The organism is Cupriavidus pinatubonensis (genome assembly GCF_019602855.1).
Taxonomy (GTDB): domain Bacteria; phylum Pseudomonadota; class Gammaproteobacteria; order Burkholderiales; family Burkholderiaceae; genus Cupriavidus; species Cupriavidus pinatubonensis.
The window spans coordinates 364,093-381,037 of sequence record NZ_CP080767.1 but is presented as its reverse complement, the minus strand read 5'-3'; the positions used below and the strand labels follow the sequence as shown (position 1 = coordinate 381,037).

Below are 16,945 nucleotides of genomic sequence, written 5' to 3'. Positions count from 1 at the left end.
GTGCAGCTCTTTCAGAAGGAGAAGCGCTATGAACTTCAAGATCAGTGGACACCACCTGGACATCACGCCTCCGCTGCGTGAGTACGTGGAAACGAAGCTGGAGCGTATCGTCAGGCATTTCGATCAAGTCATTGGCGTTAGCGTGCTACTTTCAGTCGATAACCATAAGGAAAAGGACAGGCGGCAGTACGCGGAAATCAATCTGCACCTTCGGGGCAAGGACATCTTTGTTGAAGCCCATCACGAAGACCTGTATGCGGCCATCGACGCACTTGTCGACAAGCTGGACCGCCAGGTGCTTCGCTACAAGGATCGCGTGCAAGGCCACGACCGCGAAGCGGTCAAGTACCAGATGGCCGAAGCGCAACTACAGCAGCAATGATCATGCCTGCCGGTCGTAAGGCTGGCCGCTGAAAGGGACTGAGAAAAGCAAGCCGCGCCATGTAGCGCGGCTTTTTTGCGTCTGTTGGCGGCCATCCTGTGCAGGTTACTGGCATAGGTGTTCGCAACTGACGCGGCGCGGTGTATGCTCTCTAAGACATAGCCGGTAGCGACTCCTGTGCGCGCGCCCTATCCCGGTGCGGCGGCACGAGCACGGCACAGGGATACACAAGGCCCGACGCTGCGTTGCACAAGTCAGGGGAGACGCTGCTCTATAATGGCCAAACGCTTGGCAAACCATGGTATCGCCATAAAGCGGCCCGCAGCCTTGCACGGCCGAGCAGTCCCATCTGCCTGCTAACTGAAATCCTCGCATCGCCCATGAATCGTTTGGCCAAACTGCTGCCACCCGGCAACATCAACCTCGACGTCAGCGTCACCAGCAAGAAGCGTGTCTTCGAGCAAGCCGGGCTCCTCTTCGAGAACAACCATGGCGTGGCGCGGGCGACCGTGACCGACAACCTGTTTGCGCGCGAGTCGCTCGGTTCGACCGGCCTTGGCGCAGGCGTGGCCATTCCGCATGGGCGCATCAAGGGACTGAAGCAGCCGTTGGCCGCGTTCATGCGGTTGGCCGAGCCGATCCCTTTCGAATCACCCGACGGCAAACCCGTTTCGCTGCTGATCTTCCTGCTGGTGCCGGAACAGGCCACGCAGCAGCATCTCGAGATCCTCTCGGAAATCGCGCAGTTGCTGTCCGATCGCGACATGCGCGAAGGCCTCGCAACGCTGGCCACACCCGAAGAAGTGCATCAGCTACTGACACAGTGGCATCCCTGACCCTTCCCCTGGGCTGGCAACAGACCGGACGACCCTAAAGCCCGGCACTGCCCCCGCCCCGAAAGTCATACCGCATGGAACTCACCGGCGTCACCTCGCAGTCGATCTTCGACGACAACGCAGCCGACATCAAACTCTCGTGGGTGGCTGGCCTGGAAGGTGCGGACCGCGCCTTCGACGTGGAGTTTGCCCGCGAGGCCACCTCGGCCGCGGACCTCGTCGGCCACCTGAACCTGATCCACCCGAACCGGATCCAGGTCCTCGGCAAGCCCGAAATCACGTACTACCAGCGCCTGGACGACGAAACCCGCAAGCGCCAGATGGGCGAGCTGATCCTGCTGGAGCCGCCGTTCCTCGTTGTGGCCGACGGCATGGAGCCGCCGCCGGACCTGGAACTGCGCTGCACGCGTTCATCCACGCCACTGTTCACCACGCCGGTGTCGTCCGCAGCGGTAATCGACCACCTGCGGTTGTACCTGTCGCGCATTTCCGCGCCGCGCGTGACCATGCACGGCGTGTTTCTCGACATTCTCGGCATGGGCGTGCTGATCATGGGCGAGTCGGGCCTGGGGAAGAGCGAACTGGGCCTGGAACTGATTTCGCGCGGCCACGGACTGGTAGCCGACGATGCCGTGGATTTCGTGCGCCTTGGGCCGGATTTCATCGAAGGACGCTGCCCGCCGCTGCTCCAGAACCTGCTGGAAGTGCGCGGCCTGGGCCTGCTCGACATCAAGACCATCTTCGGTGAAACCGCCGTGCGTCGGAAAATGAAGATGAAGCTGGTCGTGCAGCTTGTGCGCCGCAACGACGGCGAATTCGAACGTCTGCCGCTCGATTCGCAGTACCTCGACGTACTTGGCCTGCCGATCCACATGGTCAAGATCCAGGTCGCGGCCGGCCGAAACCTCGCCGTGCTGGTCGAGGCTGCCGTGCGCAACACGATCCTGCGCCTGCGCGGCATCGACACGCTGCGCGACTTCATGGACCGCCAGCGCGCTGCCATGCAGGCCGACGCAGTTTCGCGCGGCCAGGGCCGCCTGCTCTGACCCGGCATCGCGACTCGCTTTCAATTGCTTACATCGACGTTGGCAAATCGGTCAACGCGGTGGGTACATGCTTCGTTTTGTGCTGTAATGGGCATCGAGCCCAGTCCGGAGCCGCTGCACCAGCCGTTGGCTGGCATTAGGTGGCCATGAAGTTTCCCACAGCCAGGAGAGCAAGCATGAAGAAACTGATCGCGATGTGTGTGCTGGTGACGCCGCTGCTGGCCACTGGCGCAATGGCACAGCCCGCACCCCAAACCACGCCTGCCGCGCCCGCCATGCCGGCTGCACCGGGCCCGGGAGACAAGGCTGTACCGGCATCGGCCACCAAGGCGCCCACCGCGCAGCAGCAGAAGATGAAGGACTGCAACGAGCAGGCTGGCGACAAGAAAGGCGACGATCGCAAGGCCTTCATGAAGCAATGCCTCTCGGCCAAGGGCGTGCAACCGACCAAGAGCCAGCAGGAAAAGATGTCGGCCTGCAGCAAGGAAGGCAAGGGCAAGAAGGGCGACGAGTACAAGGCGTACATGAAGGAATGCCTGTCGAAGTAAGCCTCAGCCCCCGCTGATGACATGGCGAACCGAGCGGTTCGCCATTTTTGTTTGCATCAGGGCGCTGTCATGACGAGGCCTTTGCCGGATGCTATCCTTCCGATGATATGCGCATCATTCTCATCACCGGCATCTCCGGCTCCGGCAAATCCGTCGCACTGAACGTGCTTGAAGATGCAGGCTTTTACTGCGTCGATAACCTGCCCGCTCAATTCATTCCCGACCTGGCTCGCTACCTCGCCAGCGAGGGTTACACGCATCTGGGCGTGGCCACCGACATCCGCAGCCGCGAATCGCTGGAACACCTGCCCGATACGGTCCGCGAACTGGCCGAAACGCACCAGGTCGAGGTCCTGTTCCTGACGGCCAGCACCGACGCGCTGGTGCAGCGCTACTCGGAAACGCGGCGCCGGCACCCGCTGTCGATCCTGACTGACGGCGTGCCTGGCTCTGACGGCGAACCGGCGTTCAACGACCGGGCCCTGATGGAAGCGATCGAGATGGAGCGCGAACTGCTCAGCCCGCTGGCCGAGTCCGCGCACCGCATTGACACCAGCAACGTGCGCACCAATACGCTGCGCAGCTGGATCAAGGAACTGATCCGCGAAGATAGCGAGCGTCTAACGCTGCTGTTCGAATCGTTCGGCTTCAAGCACGGCGTACCCAGCGATGCCGACCTCGTGTTCGACGTGCGCTCGTTGCCCAACCCGTACTACGACCTCGCGCTGCGCCCGCTGACCGGCCGCGACGGCCCCGTGATCGATTTCCTGCAGGCGCAGCCGATGGTGCTCGCCATGGCCGAAGACATCCGCGCCTATGTGGAAAAGTGGCTGCCGAGTTTCATTGCGGACAATCGCAGCTACCTGACCGTGGCGATCGGCTGCACCGGCGGACAGCACCGTTCGGTCTATATTGCGGAAAGGCTTGCCAACTATTTCCGGGCCCATGGTAATGTGCTGGTGAGACACCGCGAGCTCGCGCCGGCAACGTAGTCCGCTGCGCAGTCCGCCGGTGCCGCCAGGCATCTCTGACCCTGGCAGCCATGGCGGCCGCCGCATGCGATCTGGCGGCCGTTCCCTCGATTTAGCGGAATGGCAGCCATCGCATGTCCTCGACAGACCTTCTCCGTCACACCGTTCCCGCCGACGCAACGCCGCTGACGCTGGACGACCTCCCTCTCTTCCCTCTGCACACGGTGCTGTTTCCGGACGGCCGCCTGCCGCTGCGCGTGTTCGAGAAACGCTACGTCGACATGGTGCGCAACTGCCTGCGCGATGCGGCGCCGTTCGGCGTGTGCCTGATCGCCAGCGGCGAGGAAGTGGCACGCACAGGCCAGCAGACCGTGCCCGAATCGATCGGTTGCCTTGCCGAGATCGTCGACTGCAATATGGAGCAGCTTGGCGTGCTGCTGATCGAAACGCGCGGTCGCCAGCGTTTCCGTGTGATCGAGCACCGCACGCGCGATGACGGGCTGATCGTCGCCAGCGCTGAACTGCTACCCGCCGACATCATCGACTGCAAGCTCGAACTGCTGGGTGAATGCCTGTCGGTGCTGCGACGGATCGTCACGCGGCTGCATGCCGAGCAGCCTGACCGCATGCCGTTCGCCGAGCCCTATCAGTGGGACGACCCAAGCTGGGTCACCAACCGCCTGTGCGAACTGCTGCCCGTGCCGATGAAGGCCAAGCAGATGCTGATGGCGTTGCCCGACGCGGGCATGCGCATCGAGATCGTGCACCGCTACATGCGGCAGCACCACATGGTGTAGGGCTCGCTGCGCCCCTTTCGAGGTTCAGAACAGGCCGCCGCGGGCCTGCGTTTCGAGCAACTTGCGCACGGGCGCCGGCGTGCCGAGCGCATCGAGATCATCGAGCGAGATCCAGCGCTGCGCCGGTCCGTCGACCGGCTCGCGCAGCAACAGACCCTTCATGTCGACGCGGATGGCGCGGATCAGTAGACGGAAATGCGTGAAGACGTGGACCAGTTCGCCGGTCATGTCCGCGCGCGACGGTTCCCCAAACGCACGCGCGTAATCCAGCGCATCCTGCTCGGCGAGTTCCGCGTCGAACGGCACCGTGGCGACAGGCATCTCGGGCAGGCTCCACAGGCCGCCCCAGACGCCGCTTTCAGGCCGAAGCTGCAGCAGCACGTCGCGTCCGTGACGCACCATGACCATCACGGTGCTGCGCTCGGGCACCGGCGAGCGCGGCTTGGGCGTGGGCAGCGTCGCGGTCAGGCCATCGCGCCGCGCCACGCAGTCCGACGACAACGGGCAGGCCGCGGCATCGGACAGGCAGGCGGGCTTGCCGCGCGAACACACGGTAGCCCCAAGGTCCATCAGGCCCTGCGTGTAGGCCACCATGTCGTCGGCCTGGTGCGGGCCCGGGGCGGGCAACGCGGCGTCAGCCAGCTCCCACATGCGGTTCTCGATCGCACGTTCGCCGGGGTGCCCATGGATGCCGAAGAAGCGCGCGAATACGCGCTTGACGTTGCCGTCGAGAATCGGCGAGCGCACGCCCGCACTGAACGCCGCGACGGCCGCGGCCGTCGATCGGCCAATGCCCGGCAGCGTGGCCAGTACTGCGGGATCGGGCGGAAAACGACCCCCATGCTCGCTGACGACCTGCATCGCGCAGCGGTGCAGGTTGCGCGCGCGCGAGTAGTAGCCCAGCCCCGCCCACAGCGCCATCACCTGGTCGGCGGGCGCGGCGGCCAGCGCCTGCACCGTGGGCAGTTGCGTGATGAAGCGCTGGAAGTAATCGATCACCGCGCTGACCTGGGTCTGCTGCAGCATGATCTCCGACAGCCAGATCCGGTACGCGTCGCGCGTGTTCTGCCACGGCAGGTCATGCCGGCCGTGCACGCGCTGCCATTCGACCACGCGTGCGCCGAAATCGGCAGGAACGTGGATGACGGACGGCACGGCAGAGGCATTGGCAGTGGGCGGGACGGCGGGGGCGGACTTGCGGGGCATCGGGGACGTTCAGGCGCTTGGACTGCGCGGCAGGCAAACAAGGCGCGGGCCGCACAAAAGAAATGGCGCCGCACAGAGGCGGCGCCACATGATATACCGGACAGCCGGCGATCAGGCCACGGCGAGCTGCGCAGCTTCCGTTCCGGCACCGTCCGGGCGGACGATGCGCTGCGCATACGTTTCGATTCGCCCGCTGCGCTCATCAAGGCCGTTGAGCACCTCTTCCATATCGGCGATACGGCTTTCGAGCGTGTCGGTGGCCTCGTGGATGCGTTCGATCGAATCCACGCGGCGGCGCAACTGCTTCTGGTGCTCACGCACCTGTGCCTCCAGCGGCGTCATTACAGATTTGAGCCAGACTTCGATGTCGCGGTTCAGGTCGCGGAAATTCTCGAGCACGCGACTCGCCATCGTATCGAACGCACCCTGCACCAGATGCGGCCGCGAACGCGTGAGCATGCTGACCGTGCCGAAGTGCGTCTGCACAAGCTGCAGGATCTCCTTGAGCTCGGCGACATAGCGTGTGGTCACAAACTGCATCGGCGCCGGCAGCGTGAAGCCATGCTCGGCATTGAAGCGGCGGTACATGCTTTCGATCAACTGGTGCAACTGGCTGATCTTGTTGTCGGCGTCGGTAATCAGCGTGGTGAGCTGGCCGAACAGCGCATCCATGTCCTCGCGCAGGCCGCGCGAGAAGAAGCGTTCCTTCATCTGTTCGCGCGAGCTGCGCATGGTGCTGCGCACGTCGCGCAGCTGCAGGCTCTTGATGATATCGGCGCTGTGGCGGCCGAACACGAGGCGCAGCGCCTGGAACTTGCTGATGCTTTGCTCGAACTCTTCCTTCTCGCTCTGCACGCGCATCAGCATGTGCTTGACCATCGCATGGTTCTTGCCGCGCAGCCCGCGCAGTTCGAACAACTGTTCGACGATGTCGCGGCGGCGGCTCTGCAGCAGCTGCTGCGCGCCGCGCGCCATGTCCTGCACGGAACGGTGAACCTGGTCGGCGACGATCTCGCGCCGGCGCGGGATCAGCTGGTCGGACAGCACATGCTCGAAATTCGGCAGGCCGCTGCGCACGAGCAGCGTTTCGTCATGCGTGACCTTGGCGACCAGGCCCTTCTGCGCGGACACCGGATAGACGCGGCCCTGCTCAATGCCGAGCACCTGTGCGGTCGAGGTGATCTGGCCCGAGATTTCCTTCGCGATTTCGGCCTGCGACTTGAGCGGATCCCACAGGCCGTCGATCTTGTTGAGCACAGCCAGACAGCCACGGCGATGGCCGGCGCCCACATGGCCGCGCCAGAGCTCGAGGTCGCTCTTGGTCACGCCGGCGTCGGCGGCCAGCACGAACACCACCACATGGGCGTCCGGGATCAGGCGCAGCGTCAGTTCAGGTTCGGTACCGATGGCGTTCAGCCCGGGCGTGTCGAGGATCACAAGACCCTGGCGCAAGAGCGGGTGCGGGAAATTGATGACCGCATGGCGCCAGCGCGAGATCTCGACCATGCCTTCGGCATCGACCGCATAGGCGGCGTCGGGATCTTCCTCGTGATACAGGCCCAGCGTTTCGGCCTGGGCCGGCGTCACGCGGATGGTCTCTACCACGTGCTGGAATGCTTCGAGCATGCCCTCGGGCGACGACGGGTCCAGCGGCACCGAATGCCAGTGCGAGGCAGACGTGCCGGCTTCGAGGAAATCCGCTGTCGAGGCCTCCTGCAGCCGGGTTTCGATCGGCAGCAGGCGGATGCTCGGCGGTTCGCTCTCGTCGTAGCGCAGCTCGGTCGGGCACATTGTCGTGCGCCCTGCCGACGACGGCAGGATGCGGCGGCCGTAGTCGGCGAAGAAGATCGCGTTGATCAGTTCGCTCTTCCCGCGCGAAAACTCGGCAATGAAGGCGACCTTGAGCCGGTCGCTGCGCAGCACGCTCTGGATGCGCTGCACGCGCTCGTCGGCCGTCGCATCGTAGAGGTCGTGCTGCTGCAGCCACGACTGGAATTCGGCCAGCGACTGGAGTACCCCGGTTCTCCAGGCACCGTATTGTTCAAATTGGTGGGTGAGCGTTGTCATGGCGGCGGTTCGGCTGGGTTCGTGTCCGGCAAACTGGCGCAAGTGCCGATTCTGGACTTCGGCGTGTTTTTGTAACTTTTTATGACTGCGCACAAGATACAGGTTTCTGGGGTGCTTTTGTGGCGCTTTTGTGGAATTCGCGCCCCTTGCCAGGCCGAGTGTTGCGCCCAGCCATCGACATGGCGCCCAGTGAACGCCAGTGCCCACCCGTGCGCCCCGCTTCAGTGCTGGCAGTGCGTGCAGTAGAAGGTCGAGCGCTGGCCCTGGACAATCTGCCGCACCGGCGTGCCGCAAACCTTGCAGGGCTCTCCGGCGCGGTCGTAGACGAAGCATTCGAGCTGGAAATAGCCGCTGGCGCCGTCACTGCCGACAAAGTCGCGCAGCGTGCTGCCGCCCCGCTCGATGGCTTGCGCCAGGGTTTCGCGCACGGACTGCGCCAGCCGCTCGCAGCGCGCCAGGCTCAGCCGGCCAGCCGGCGTTGTCGGGCGGATGCCGGCGCGGAAGAGGCTTTCAGAAGCGTAGATGTTGCCGACCCCGACGACGATATTGCCGGCCAGCAGTACGGTCTTGATCGCCGCGGAACGGCCCCGCGTATGGCGATGCAGCCAGCTGCCGTCGAAATGCGAATCGAACGGCTCAATGCCCAGGCCGCGCAGCAGCGGGTGCCCGGGCAGCATGGCTTCGCTCAGCGGGCTCCACAGCACGGCGCCGAAGCGGCGCGGATCGCGAAAGCGCAGCACAATGCGGCTGCCGCCGGCGTCGTCCAGCACGAGATCCAGGTGGTCGTGGGCGCCGGCCGGCGGCGCGTCGGGCAGCACGCGCAGCGTTCCGGTCATGCCGAGGTGGACCAGCAGCCAGCCGGCGTCGTCGGTGGCTTCATCGACGCACTCGAGCAGCAGGTATTTGCCGCGCCGCTCGATCCGCCTAACCAGGCGGCCGGCAAGGCGCGCCTCCAGGTCGTCCTCGACCGGCCAGCGCAGGCCGCGGTGGCGCACCGTTACGTCGGCAATACGCCGCCCCACCACATGCGGCAGCAGGCCGCGCCGGGTCACTTCGACCTCCGGCAATTCAGGCATCGAACCTCTCCGTTGGTTACCGCTCCAAATTCCTGCCGGGACCGTGCCAGACTGGCCGCGCCGGCAAGCAGCGCATTGTAGCGGCACGCTACAATGCCCCTATCATTCGAACGCCTGCGAGCGCCGGAGCAATCATCACATGTCGGACTTTTTTCCGGATCCTGTTGCCAGACCCGCCGCGAAGGCCATCACTGTCCGCCCAGGCATGTTCGCGGCGCCAGTTTCCCGCACCGGGCGCCACATCCGATCCCTGGCCGCGGCCGCCTGCCTGGCGATTGCCGCGGCCGGTACCGTCCATGCCGCGTCCGCACAGCCCGACACAGCGCCTGCCGGTGTGACCCTGCCCAGCGTTCCGCTGACCAGCGATATCCTGTACCGCGTGATGGCGGCCGAGATCTCGCTGCAACGGGGGCTGGTCGGGCCGGCCTACCGCACCTACGTCGAACTGGCGCGCACCACGCGCGACCCGCGCTTTGCGCAGCGTGCGACCGAGATTGCGTTCAACGCGCGCATTCCGCAGCAGGCGCTCGACGCCGCGCGGCTGTGGGCCGATATCGCGCCGGCTTCGCCGGCGGCGCGGCAGGTCCTCTCCACGCTGCTCGTACTCAACGGCCGCTGGAGCGAGGCCCGGCCGCTGCTGTCGCAGCAACTGTCGAGCGTACCCGCCAACCACCGCGGCGAGAGCATCCTCCAACTGCAGCAGCAGATGTCGCGCACGAGCGACCCGGCCGGCGCGGCCACCCTGCTGCAGGACCTGACCCGCGACGACACGCGCCTGCCCGAGACGCACCTTGCGATTGCCCGCGCGCAGGAAATCGCCGGCAACACGCCTGGCGCACTGTCGGCGCTCGACGAAGCGCTGCGCCTGCGTCCCGACTTTGAACCGGCTGCGCTGATGGTGGCGGAACTGCGCGCCGAAGAAGAGCCCGACAAAGCCATCGCGGGCCTGCGCCGTTTCCTGGACAAGTCGCCGCGTTCCGTCAACGGACATATCACGCTCGCGCGCCTGTACCTGATGCGCAATGACATGCCCGCAGCGCGCCAGGAATTCGAAACGCTGCGCAAGGTGGCGCCCGCCGATCCGCGCGTACCGCTCGCACTGGGGCTGACCAGCCTTCAGGCCAAGGAGTACGGCGAGGCCGAACAGTACCTGAAGGAATACCTGCAGCTCGCCGCGAAGGTGCCGACCGCCAATCCGGACATCGCCTTCCAGTACCTCGCGCAGATTGCCGAGGAGCGCAAGGACTACGCCGGCGCGATCCAGTGGCTCGAGCGCATCGAGGATAGCCGCCTGGCACCGGCGGCTGCAGCCAAGCGCGCACAGTTACTCGCACGCATGGGCAAGCTCGACGACGCGCAGGCCATCTTCGGCGACATGCTCAGCGATGCCGAGGACATCCCCGATCCGGCGCAACGCACGCAGCGCATGACCGCCATCCGCCAGGCCGAGATCGCCACGCTGATGGAGACCAAGGCCTACGACCGCGCGCGCAAGGCGCTCGACGAACGCGTATCGGCCGAGCCGGACAACGCCGACTGGATCTACGAACTTGCCATGCTCGACGAGCGGCAGAAGCGCTACGACAGGATGGAACAAGGCTTGCGCCGCGTGATTGCGCTGCAGCCGGAGCAGAAGCAGGGGTACAACGCGCTCGGCTATTCGCTGGCCGATCGCAATGTCCGCCTGCCCGAAGCGCGCAAACTGCTCGAACGTGCTTCGGAACTGGGGCCCGATGATCCTTACATCATGGACAGCCTGGCCTGGGTGAAATACCGCATGGGTGAGTTGCAGCCAGCTGCTGACCTGCTCAAGAACGCGTACGCCAAGGCCCCCGAAGCCGAGATCGGCGCGCATCTGGGCGAGGTACTGTGGCAGCTCGGCGAGCGCGAAGAAGCGCGCAAGACCTGGACGGAAGCCGCCAAGATCGAGCCGGACAACGAGACCCTCGTCGACACGCTGCGCCGCTACAACGTCCTGCTGTCCAAGTAAGCCCGGGCCCGTTCCGGTGAACGGGCCCCGCATCCATAACGAGCCGCCCCGCTGGGGCGGCGCGCTTTCCTGAATGCCGACCATGAACCGATCCCGCCGCCTGGCTCTGCTTTGCCTTGGCGCGCCCCTGCTGCTGGCGGCCTGCGCCAGCGTTGCGCCCTCGCGCGGCTTCGATGCCGGTGAAGGCTCCGCCAGCCGGCACTACACGGGCCGCTTCTCGGCCAACTATGTCCGCTACGGGCGCGACGAAGGCGTGCAAGGCAGCTTCCGTTGGGAAGAACAGGGCCGCAACGTACGGCTCGACCTGCTGTCGCCGCTGGGCCAGACACTGGCCGTGGTCACGGCCACGCCATCGGGCGCGACGCTCGACCTGCCTAACAAGCCGCCGCGCAATGCGCCCGAAGTCGACAGCTTGCTTGAGGAAGCGCTCGGCTTCGCGCTGCCCGTGGCTGGCATGCGCGACTGGCTGCACGGTCGGCCCGCACCAGGCCGACCGGCGAAATCCACGCGTGACACCGAGGGTCGACTTGCCACACTCGCCCAGGACGGCTGGAGCGTGCGCTACGTGGCCTGGCAGGAAGTGCCATCGGCTTCGCAAGCGCCCGCCCCGCGGCCGCGCCGCATCGACCTGGAACGCGAAGGCGGCCCCACGCCGCTGGCCGTGAAGCTCGTGATCGATCCGGAGGAAGCGCCTTGACCGCAGCCTTGACCGCGGCACCCACCCTGCCGCCACCGGAACTGCGCGACTGCCCCGCGCCAGCCAAGCTCAACCTGTTCCTGCACGTCACGGGCCGGCGCCCGGACGGCTACCACATGCTGCAGACGGTATTCCAGCTCGTGGACTGGTGCGACACGCTGCATTTCCGCCGCCGCGATGACGGCGTCGTGACGCGCACCACCGACATCCCGGGCGTACCGGCGGAGACCGACCTGATCGTGCGTGCCGCGCGCGCGTTGCAGCAGGCCACGGGCACGCGCTTCGGTGCCGATATCGCGATCGACAAGATCCTGCCGATGGGCGGCGGCATCGGCGGCGGCTCGTCCGACGCCGCCACGACGCTGCTCGCGCTGAACCACCTGTGGGGCCTGGGCCTGCCGCGCGCCGAACTCATGCGGATCGGGCTGGCGCTGGGTGCCGACGTGCCCGTGTTCGTGTTCGGCGAGAACGCGTTCGCCGAGGGCATTGGCGAGGAACTGACTGCCGTCGACTTGCCGGACAGCTGGTTCGTGATCGTCCATCCGAAACAACATGTGCCGACCGCAGAAATTTTTTCGGACGAGTGCTTGACAAGGGACACGCCCCTCTCCATAATTGCGGTCTTCGCTGCTTGCACAAACAAATTCTCTTTCGGTCGCAACGACCTGGAAGCGATAGCAACAGCGAAGTTCGGCGAAGTTGCCCGAGCCCTTGAATGGCTGAAGCAGTTTAATCAGCATGCAAGGATGACCGGCTCCGGAGCCTGCGTGTTTGCACGTTTTCCCGACGAGCAGAAGGCGCAGCAGGTTCTGAAGCGGTTGCCTCCCGAGTGGGATGGCAGGTGTGTGCGCAGTCTGGCACGTCACCCGCTCGCAGCGTTCGCATAGCAAGTTATCGTTCGGCGCGGTACGGCAGTCAGGTACCACGAAGAACGGCAAGGTTGTGTAGGGGAGTCGCCAAGTTGGTCAAGGCACCGGATTTTGATTCCGGCATTCGAAGGTTCGAATCCTTCTTCCCCTGCCATTACATTCCTATAGTGTCGTTACGACACTCAGTATCAGTCACCGGTTTTTGCCGGTGACGCCAAGCTCCCCCAGCAGCAAGACAGGTGCCCCGAATGAGCAGCGAAGGCTTGATGGTATTTACCGGCAACGCCAACCCCAAACTCGCGGAGGCTGTTGTACAGCACCTCGGCATTCCGCTGGGTAAGGCGCTCGTAGGCCGTTTCTCCGACGGAGAAGTTCAGGTCGAAATCCAGGAAAACGTTCGCGGCAAGCACGTCATCGTGTTGCAGTCCACCTGCGCGCCGACCAACGACAACCTGATGGAACTGATGGTGATGGTCGATGCGCTCAAGCGCGCTTCGGCACGCAGCATCACTGCCGCAATGCCCTATTTCGGCTACGCCCGCCAGGACCGCCGCCCGCGTTCCGCACGCGTGGCGATCTCGGCCAAGGTTGTGGCCAACATGCTGGAAGTCGCCGGCGTGGAGCGCGTCCTGACCATGGACCTGCACGCTGACCAGATCCAGGGCTTCTTCGATATCCCCGTCGACAACATCTACGCATCCCCGGTACTGCTGGGCGACCTGCGCGAGAAGAACTACGGCAACCTGCTGGTCGTGTCGCCGGACGTCGGCGGCGTGGTTCGTGCCCGTGCGCTGGCCAAGGAGCTGAACTGCGACCTGGCGATCATCGACAAGCGTCGTCCGAAGGCCAACGTGGCCGAAGTGATGAACATCATCGGTGAAGTCGACGGCCGCAACTGCGTGATCATGGACGACATGATCGACACCGGCGGCACGCTGTGCAAGGCGGCCCAGGTGCTGAAGGAGCGCGGCGCGCAGAAGGTCTTCGCCTACTGCACGCACCCGGTGCTGTCCGGCGGCGCGGCTGCCCGCATTGCGGACTCGGCGCTCGACGAAGTGGTGGTGTGCGACACCATCCCCCTGTCGGAAGAGGCAGCCAAGTGCGGCAAGATCCGTCAGTTGTCGACCGCTCCGCTGCTGGCCGAGACCTTCACCCGTATCGTCAAGGGCGACTCGATCATGTCGCTGTTTGCTGGTTCCTGATAGAATTTAGAGCTTTGCTGCGCTGATAGCGGGTGTGTCCCACAATCAGCGTGATGTGACCGGCGCATGCATTTTACATGCGCCACAACAAGGCTGTCTGGTCGCGGACGGCCTTCTTACTTTGGAGTCATCATGAAAGTAGTCGCTTTCGAGCGTAGCGTACAGGGTACGGGTGCGAGCCGCCGCCTGCGCAATTCGGGCAAGACCCCTGGCATCATCTACGGCGGCGCCGCCGATCCGAAGATGATCGAACTGGATCACAACGCGCTGTGGCACGCCCTGAAGAAGGAAGCCTTCCACTCGTCGATCCTGGACCTGGAAGTCGCCGGGAAGTCGGAAAAGGCGCTGCTGCGTGCATTTCAGATGCACCCGTTCAAGCCGCTGGTTCTGCACGTCGATTTCCAGCGCGTGTCGGCCAATGACAAGATCCACGTCAAGGTGCCCCTGCACTTCATGAACCAGGAAACCGCTCCTGGCGTGAAGCTGGGCCACGGCTTGGTCAACCACATCGTGAACGACCTGGAAGTGTCGTGCCTGCCGGCCGACCTGCCCGAGTTCATCGAAGTGGACGTTGGCAACATGGAAGTGGGCCAGACCCTGCACCTGGCTGATCTGAGGCTGCCGAAGGGCGTGACCGTCGTGACCCACGGCGACGAAAACCCGGCCATCGCCAGCATCTCGCTGCCGGCTGGTGCCGCTTCGGCCGCCGAAGGCGAAGGCGAAGGCGAAACGCCGGCTGCCTAAGCTGCCACGCAGCATTAGTCTTGCGGCCTGGCCGCAAGACGAAAAAACCGCCGGTCATGCCGGCGGTTTTTTTTGGCGTATGCTTTGCGCCTGCGGACGACAGCAACGCTGCCGCCAACCAACCCTGTTCATCGCATGATCAAGCTCATCGTCGGTCTCGGCAATCCCGGAGCGGAATACGAGGCCACCCGCCACAACGCCGGCTTCTGGCTCGTGGACCAGCTTGCCCGCATGGGCGGCACCACGCTGCGGGTGGAAGGCCGTTTCCACGGCCTGGCCGGGCGCGCGCGCCTGTGGGACCAGGACATCTGGCTGCTCAAGCCCTCCACGTTCATGAACCGGTCCGGCTTGGCCGTGGTATCGCTGGCCCGCTTCTACAAGATTCTGCCCGACGAAATCGTCGTCGCGCATGACGAAATGGATCTGCCCCCGGGCGCGGCCAAGCTCAAGCGCGGCGGCGGCGCGGGCGGCCACAATGGCCTGAAGGACATTGCCGCCCACCTGACCACGCAGGAGTTCTGGCGTCTGCGCCTGGGCGTCGGTCATCCGCGCAACCTGCCCGGCGGTGCCGGCGCCGGGCGCGAGGATGTCGTCAACTTCGTGCTCAAGCCACCGCGCAAGGAAGAACAGCAGGCGATCGACGAAGCGATCGACCGTAGCATCGATCCGCTCGGCCTGCTGGCCCGCGGCGATGCGGAACGCGCCATGGCGCAACTTCACACTGTGGCGCGCTGACCCCGGCGCACATCGTCGCACGGCCGTTGCATCGCCGCCAAAAACAAAGCCCCCGTTACCTCTCGGTGACGGGGGCTTTGTTTTTGTACCCTGCCGATTGCGCCGGTGCTCAGGCCGCGTGCTTGGCCGCTGTCAGCAACCGGTACCGCTGCATCAGGACCTCATGCGTCTCGACGCGGTTCGGATCCTTTGGAATGCACGCTACCGGGCAAACCTGCTGGCACTGCGGCTCATCGAAATGGCCGACGCACTCGGTGCACTTGTTGGGGTCGATTTCATAGATCTCGGGCCCCATCGAAATGGCTTCGTTCGGGCACTCGGGTTCACAAACGTCGCAGTTGATGCAGTCGTCGGTGATCAGTAGCGCCATGGTGTTTCCTTCCTGCGGACGCGCCCGCGCCCGAACTGGCCGCGGATCGACGCGTCTGAAACCGTCATTTTATTCCGGTTTGCTGATTTTCTCAGCGAGCCACCGCTCCACCGACGGGAACACGAATTTGCTGACATCGCCGCCAAGCACCGCAATCTCGCGCACGAAGGTCCCGGAGATGAACTGGTACTGATCGGACGGCGTCAGGAACATGGTTTCCACGTCCGGCAGCAGGTAGCGGTTCATGCCTGCCATCTGGAACTCGTACTCGAAATCCGACACGGCGCGCAGGCCACGGACGATCACGCGCGCATTGTTCTTGCGGACGAAATCCTTGAGCAGCCCGGCAAAGCCCTCTACGCGCACGTTGGGGTAGTGGCCCAGCACTTCACGGGCGATGCTGATGCGCTCTTCGAGCGAGAAAAACGGGCGCTTGTTGGGGCTGTGCGCCACGCCAACCACCAGTTCGTCGAAAATGTTCGACGCACGGCGGACCAGATCCTCGTGCCCCCGGGTCATGGGATCAAACGTACCGGGGTAGACCGCGATGGCCATACTTCCTCCTTGATCTGCCCGCTGCCGGTCCTTTTCCGGACCGCCTTGCCTGCCGGCTGCCGACGGGTGGTTGATGCGTCGCGAGCGTTGTAACAGCGGCGTAGTGTAACCCTAAATCTGTGAATTGGAAGGCGTCGATCTGTGCTCTGCACCGTACCGTGTGCGGCTACCGGCGTTACGCAGCGCCCGCCTCGGCGCCGCGGTGCTGCAGGAGATGGAAGTGCACCGCACCGGCCCGCGCCTGGCGGACGATCTCCAGCGACGCAGGCACCGGTGCATCGGCACCAGTCAGGGAACGATCCGTCTCCACGTACACCGCGCCGCCAGGGCGCAGCAGCCGCGCGGCGTGCTCAAGGGCGGGCCGCAGCCAGTCTTCGGCGAACGGCGGATCCAAAAAAATCACGTCGAAGCTGGCATCCGGCATCTGCGCGGCAATCGCGAAGGCATCACCCTGCACGACGCGAATGTGCGCGGCATCGAGCCGGTATTGGTTGTCGCGCAACTGCTTGGCGACACGCGGGTTGAATTCCACCAGCGTGACGGCTTCGGCACCGCGGGAGGCCGCTTCGAAACCGAGTGCGCCCGAGCCCGCAAACAGGTCCAGGCAATACAACCCGGCCAAGTCCTGGCCCAGCCAGTTAAACAGGGTTTCCCGCACGCGGTCGGGCGTCGGCCGCAAGCCTTGCGCGTCGGGGACGGGCAGCAACGTGCGCTTCCAGCGGCCACCGATGATACGGACCTGGGACGGCGCCTGGCGCGGCGCCGGAGAAGACGATCGCCCGCTCGCGGCGGGCGATGGAGATCGGGTACGCGAATTCATGCCGTGATTGTAGAGCCTGTCGGCGCTTCAGCCA

General features: G+C 64.9%; 18 protein-coding genes and 1 tRNA gene. 13 read left to right on the top strand and 6 right to left on the bottom strand.

The features are described 5' to 3' along the window. The first annotated feature begins 28 nt into the window (after nucleotides 1–28). From hpf to K2O51_RS14225, 6 genes are all read left to right on the top strand, one after another. The gene (hpf, locus tag K2O51_RS14250) at nucleotides 29–382 is read left to right on the top strand and encodes a ribosome hibernation-promoting factor, HPF/YfiA family (protein ID WP_011296544.1); all 354 of its coding nucleotides are present in this window, start codon (nucleotides 29–31) and stop codon (nucleotides 380–382) included. Between the two features lie 380 nt (nucleotides 383–762). Then, entirely contained in the window at nucleotides 763–1,218 is a 456-nt protein-coding gene (gene ptsN / locus K2O51_RS14245; protein WP_011296543.1) for a PTS IIA-like nitrogen regulatory protein PtsN, read from the top strand. 74 nt (nucleotides 1,219–1,292) lie between these two features. Next, complete coding sequence (gene hprK, locus K2O51_RS14240) at nucleotides 1,293–2,264, top strand: HPr(Ser) kinase/phosphatase (RefSeq protein ID WP_011296542.1); 972 nt, start codon at nucleotides 1,293–1,295, stop codon at nucleotides 2,262–2,264. Nucleotides 2,265–2,440: 176 nt separating this feature from the next. Beyond that, complete coding sequence (locus K2O51_RS14235; protein WP_011296541.1) at nucleotides 2,441–2,812, top strand: PsiF family protein; 372 nt, start codon at nucleotides 2,441–2,443, stop codon at nucleotides 2,810–2,812. A gap of 107 nt (nucleotides 2,813–2,919) precedes the next feature. Further along, complete coding sequence (gene rapZ / locus K2O51_RS14230; RefSeq protein ID WP_011296540.1) at nucleotides 2,920–3,804, top strand: RNase adapter RapZ; 885 nt, start codon at nucleotides 2,920–2,922, stop codon at nucleotides 3,802–3,804. Nucleotides 3,805–3,917: 113 nt separating this feature from the next. Then, complete coding sequence (locus tag K2O51_RS14225) at nucleotides 3,918–4,580, top strand: LON peptidase substrate-binding domain-containing protein (RefSeq protein ID WP_011296539.1); 663 nt, start codon at nucleotides 3,918–3,920, stop codon at nucleotides 4,578–4,580. A gap of 24 nt (nucleotides 4,581–4,604) precedes the next feature. On the opposite strand, the gene mutY is transcribed toward K2O51_RS14225, so the two are convergent. The 3 genes from mutY to mutM form a co-directional block, all read right to left on the bottom strand. Further along, nucleotides 4,605–5,786 (bottom strand): A/G-specific adenine glycosylase, encoded by a 1,182-nt coding sequence (mutY, locus tag K2O51_RS14220; RefSeq protein WP_220631249.1) that lies wholly within the window; start codon nucleotides 5,784–5,786, stop codon nucleotides 4,605–4,607. Nucleotides 5,787–5,897: 111 nt separating this feature from the next. Continuing rightward, a complete protein-coding gene (locus tag K2O51_RS14215; RefSeq protein ID WP_011296537.1) occupies nucleotides 5,898–7,853 on the bottom strand; it encodes a dynamin family protein in 1,956 nt (651 codons plus the stop codon). Nucleotides 7,854–8,074: 221 nt separating this feature from the next. Further along, nucleotides 8,075–8,929 (bottom strand): bifunctional DNA-formamidopyrimidine glycosylase/DNA-(apurinic or apyrimidinic site) lyase, encoded by an 855-nt coding sequence (mutM, locus tag K2O51_RS14210; RefSeq protein WP_011296536.1) that lies wholly within the window; start codon nucleotides 8,927–8,929, stop codon nucleotides 8,075–8,077. Nucleotides 8,930–9,068: 139 nt separating this feature from the next. On the opposite strand from mutM, the gene K2O51_RS14205 reads away from it, so the two are divergent. The 7 genes from K2O51_RS14205 (at nucleotide 9,069) to pth (ending at nucleotide 15,166) form a co-directional block, all read left to right on the top strand. Continuing rightward, nucleotides 9,069–10,919, top strand: a complete 1,851-nt coding sequence (locus K2O51_RS14205) for a tetratricopeptide repeat protein (RefSeq protein WP_220631248.1) — start codon at nucleotides 9,069–9,071, stop codon at nucleotides 10,917–10,919. Between the two features lie 82 nt (nucleotides 10,920–11,001). Beyond that, nucleotides 11,002–11,616, top strand: a complete 615-nt coding sequence (gene lolB, locus K2O51_RS14200; protein WP_041679457.1) for a lipoprotein insertase outer membrane protein LolB — start codon at nucleotides 11,002–11,004, stop codon at nucleotides 11,614–11,616. Between the two features lie 8 nt (nucleotides 11,617–11,624). Continuing rightward, nucleotides 11,625–12,503 (top strand): 4-(cytidine 5'-diphospho)-2-C-methyl-D-erythritol kinase, encoded by an 879-nt coding sequence (ispE, locus tag K2O51_RS14195; protein WP_041679798.1) that lies wholly within the window; start codon nucleotides 11,625–11,627, stop codon nucleotides 12,501–12,503. A 59-nt stretch (nucleotides 12,504–12,562) separates the two neighbouring features. Continuing rightward, nucleotides 12,563–12,639, top strand: a tRNA-Gln gene (locus K2O51_RS14190). Between the two features lie 94 nt (nucleotides 12,640–12,733). After that, nucleotides 12,734–13,687, top strand: a complete 954-nt coding sequence (locus K2O51_RS14185) for a ribose-phosphate pyrophosphokinase (RefSeq protein WP_011296532.1) — start codon at nucleotides 12,734–12,736, stop codon at nucleotides 13,685–13,687. A gap of 132 nt (nucleotides 13,688–13,819) precedes the next feature. Further along, nucleotides 13,820–14,431, top strand: coding sequence for a 50S ribosomal protein L25/general stress protein Ctc (locus tag K2O51_RS14180; protein WP_220631247.1), 612 nt, complete (start codon nucleotides 13,820–13,822; stop codon nucleotides 14,429–14,431). A 135-nt stretch (nucleotides 14,432–14,566) separates the two neighbouring features. After that, nucleotides 14,567–15,166: an aminoacyl-tRNA hydrolase gene (gene pth, locus K2O51_RS14175; protein WP_011296530.1), complete on the top strand. Its 600-nt coding sequence runs from the start codon at nucleotides 14,567–14,569 to the stop codon at nucleotides 15,164–15,166. Between the two features lie 109 nt (nucleotides 15,167–15,275). On the opposite strand, the gene K2O51_RS14170 is transcribed toward pth, so the two are convergent. The 3 genes from K2O51_RS14170 to rsmD form a co-directional block, all read right to left on the bottom strand. Next, complete coding sequence (locus K2O51_RS14170) at nucleotides 15,276–15,536, bottom strand: YfhL family 4Fe-4S dicluster ferredoxin (protein WP_011296529.1); 261 nt, start codon at nucleotides 15,534–15,536, stop codon at nucleotides 15,276–15,278. 69 nt (nucleotides 15,537–15,605) lie between these two features. Further along, complete coding sequence (gene coaD, locus K2O51_RS14165) at nucleotides 15,606–16,091, bottom strand: pantetheine-phosphate adenylyltransferase (RefSeq protein WP_011296528.1); 486 nt, start codon at nucleotides 16,089–16,091, stop codon at nucleotides 15,606–15,608. Nucleotides 16,092–16,266: 175 nt separating this feature from the next. Beyond that, the gene (gene rsmD, locus K2O51_RS14160) at nucleotides 16,267–16,911 is read right to left on the bottom strand and encodes a 16S rRNA (guanine(966)-N(2))-methyltransferase RsmD (RefSeq protein ID WP_220631246.1); all 645 of its coding nucleotides are present in this window, start codon (nucleotides 16,909–16,911) and stop codon (nucleotides 16,267–16,269) included. Nucleotides 16,912–16,945 lie beyond the last annotated feature (34 nt).

Bases quoted from the DNA above. Each gene is read 5' to 3' on its own strand.
- hpf (WP_011296544.1), top strand. From the start codon at position 29: ATGAACTTCAAGATCAGTGGACACCACCTGGACATCACGCCTCCGCTG.
- ptsN (WP_011296543.1), top strand. From the start codon at position 763: ATGAATCGTTTGGCCAAACTGCTGCCACCCGGCAACATCAACCTCGAC.
- hprK (WP_011296542.1), top strand. From the start codon at position 1,293: ATGGAACTCACCGGCGTCACCTCGCAGTCGATCTTCGACGACAACGCA.
- K2O51_RS14235 (WP_011296541.1), top strand. From the start codon at position 2,441: ATGAAGAAACTGATCGCGATGTGTGTGCTGGTGACGCCGCTGCTGGCC.
- rapZ (WP_011296540.1), top strand. From the start codon at position 2,920: ATGCGCATCATTCTCATCACCGGCATCTCCGGCTCCGGCAAATCCGTC.
- K2O51_RS14225 (WP_011296539.1), top strand. From the start codon at position 3,918: ATGTCCTCGACAGACCTTCTCCGTCACACCGTTCCCGCCGACGCAACG.
- mutY (WP_220631249.1), bottom strand. From the start codon at position 5,786: ATGCCCCGCAAGTCCGCCCCCGCCGTCCCGCCCACTGCCAATGCCTCT.
- K2O51_RS14215 (WP_011296537.1), bottom strand. From the start codon at position 7,853: ATGACAACGCTCACCCACCAATTTGAACAATACGGTGCCTGGAGAACC.
- mutM (WP_011296536.1), bottom strand. From the start codon at position 8,929: ATGCCTGAATTGCCGGAGGTCGAAGTGACCCGGCGCGGCCTGCTGCCG.
- K2O51_RS14205 (WP_220631248.1), top strand. From the start codon at position 9,069: ATGTCGGACTTTTTTCCGGATCCTGTTGCCAGACCCGCCGCGAAGGCC.
- lolB (WP_041679457.1), top strand. From the start codon at position 11,002: ATGAACCGATCCCGCCGCCTGGCTCTGCTTTGCCTTGGCGCGCCCCTG.
- K2O51_RS14185 (WP_011296532.1), top strand. From the start codon at position 12,734: ATGAGCAGCGAAGGCTTGATGGTATTTACCGGCAACGCCAACCCCAAA.
- K2O51_RS14180 (WP_220631247.1), top strand. From the start codon at position 13,820: ATGAAAGTAGTCGCTTTCGAGCGTAGCGTACAGGGTACGGGTGCGAGC.
- pth (WP_011296530.1), top strand. From the start codon at position 14,567: ATGATCAAGCTCATCGTCGGTCTCGGCAATCCCGGAGCGGAATACGAG.
- K2O51_RS14170 (WP_011296529.1), bottom strand. From the start codon at position 15,536: ATGGCGCTACTGATCACCGACGACTGCATCAACTGCGACGTTTGTGAA.
- coaD (WP_011296528.1), bottom strand. From the start codon at position 16,091: ATGGCCATCGCGGTCTACCCCGGTACGTTTGATCCCATGACCCGGGGG.
- rsmD (WP_220631246.1), bottom strand. From the start codon at position 16,911: ATGAATTCGCGTACCCGATCTCCATCGCCCGCCGCGAGCGGGCGATCG.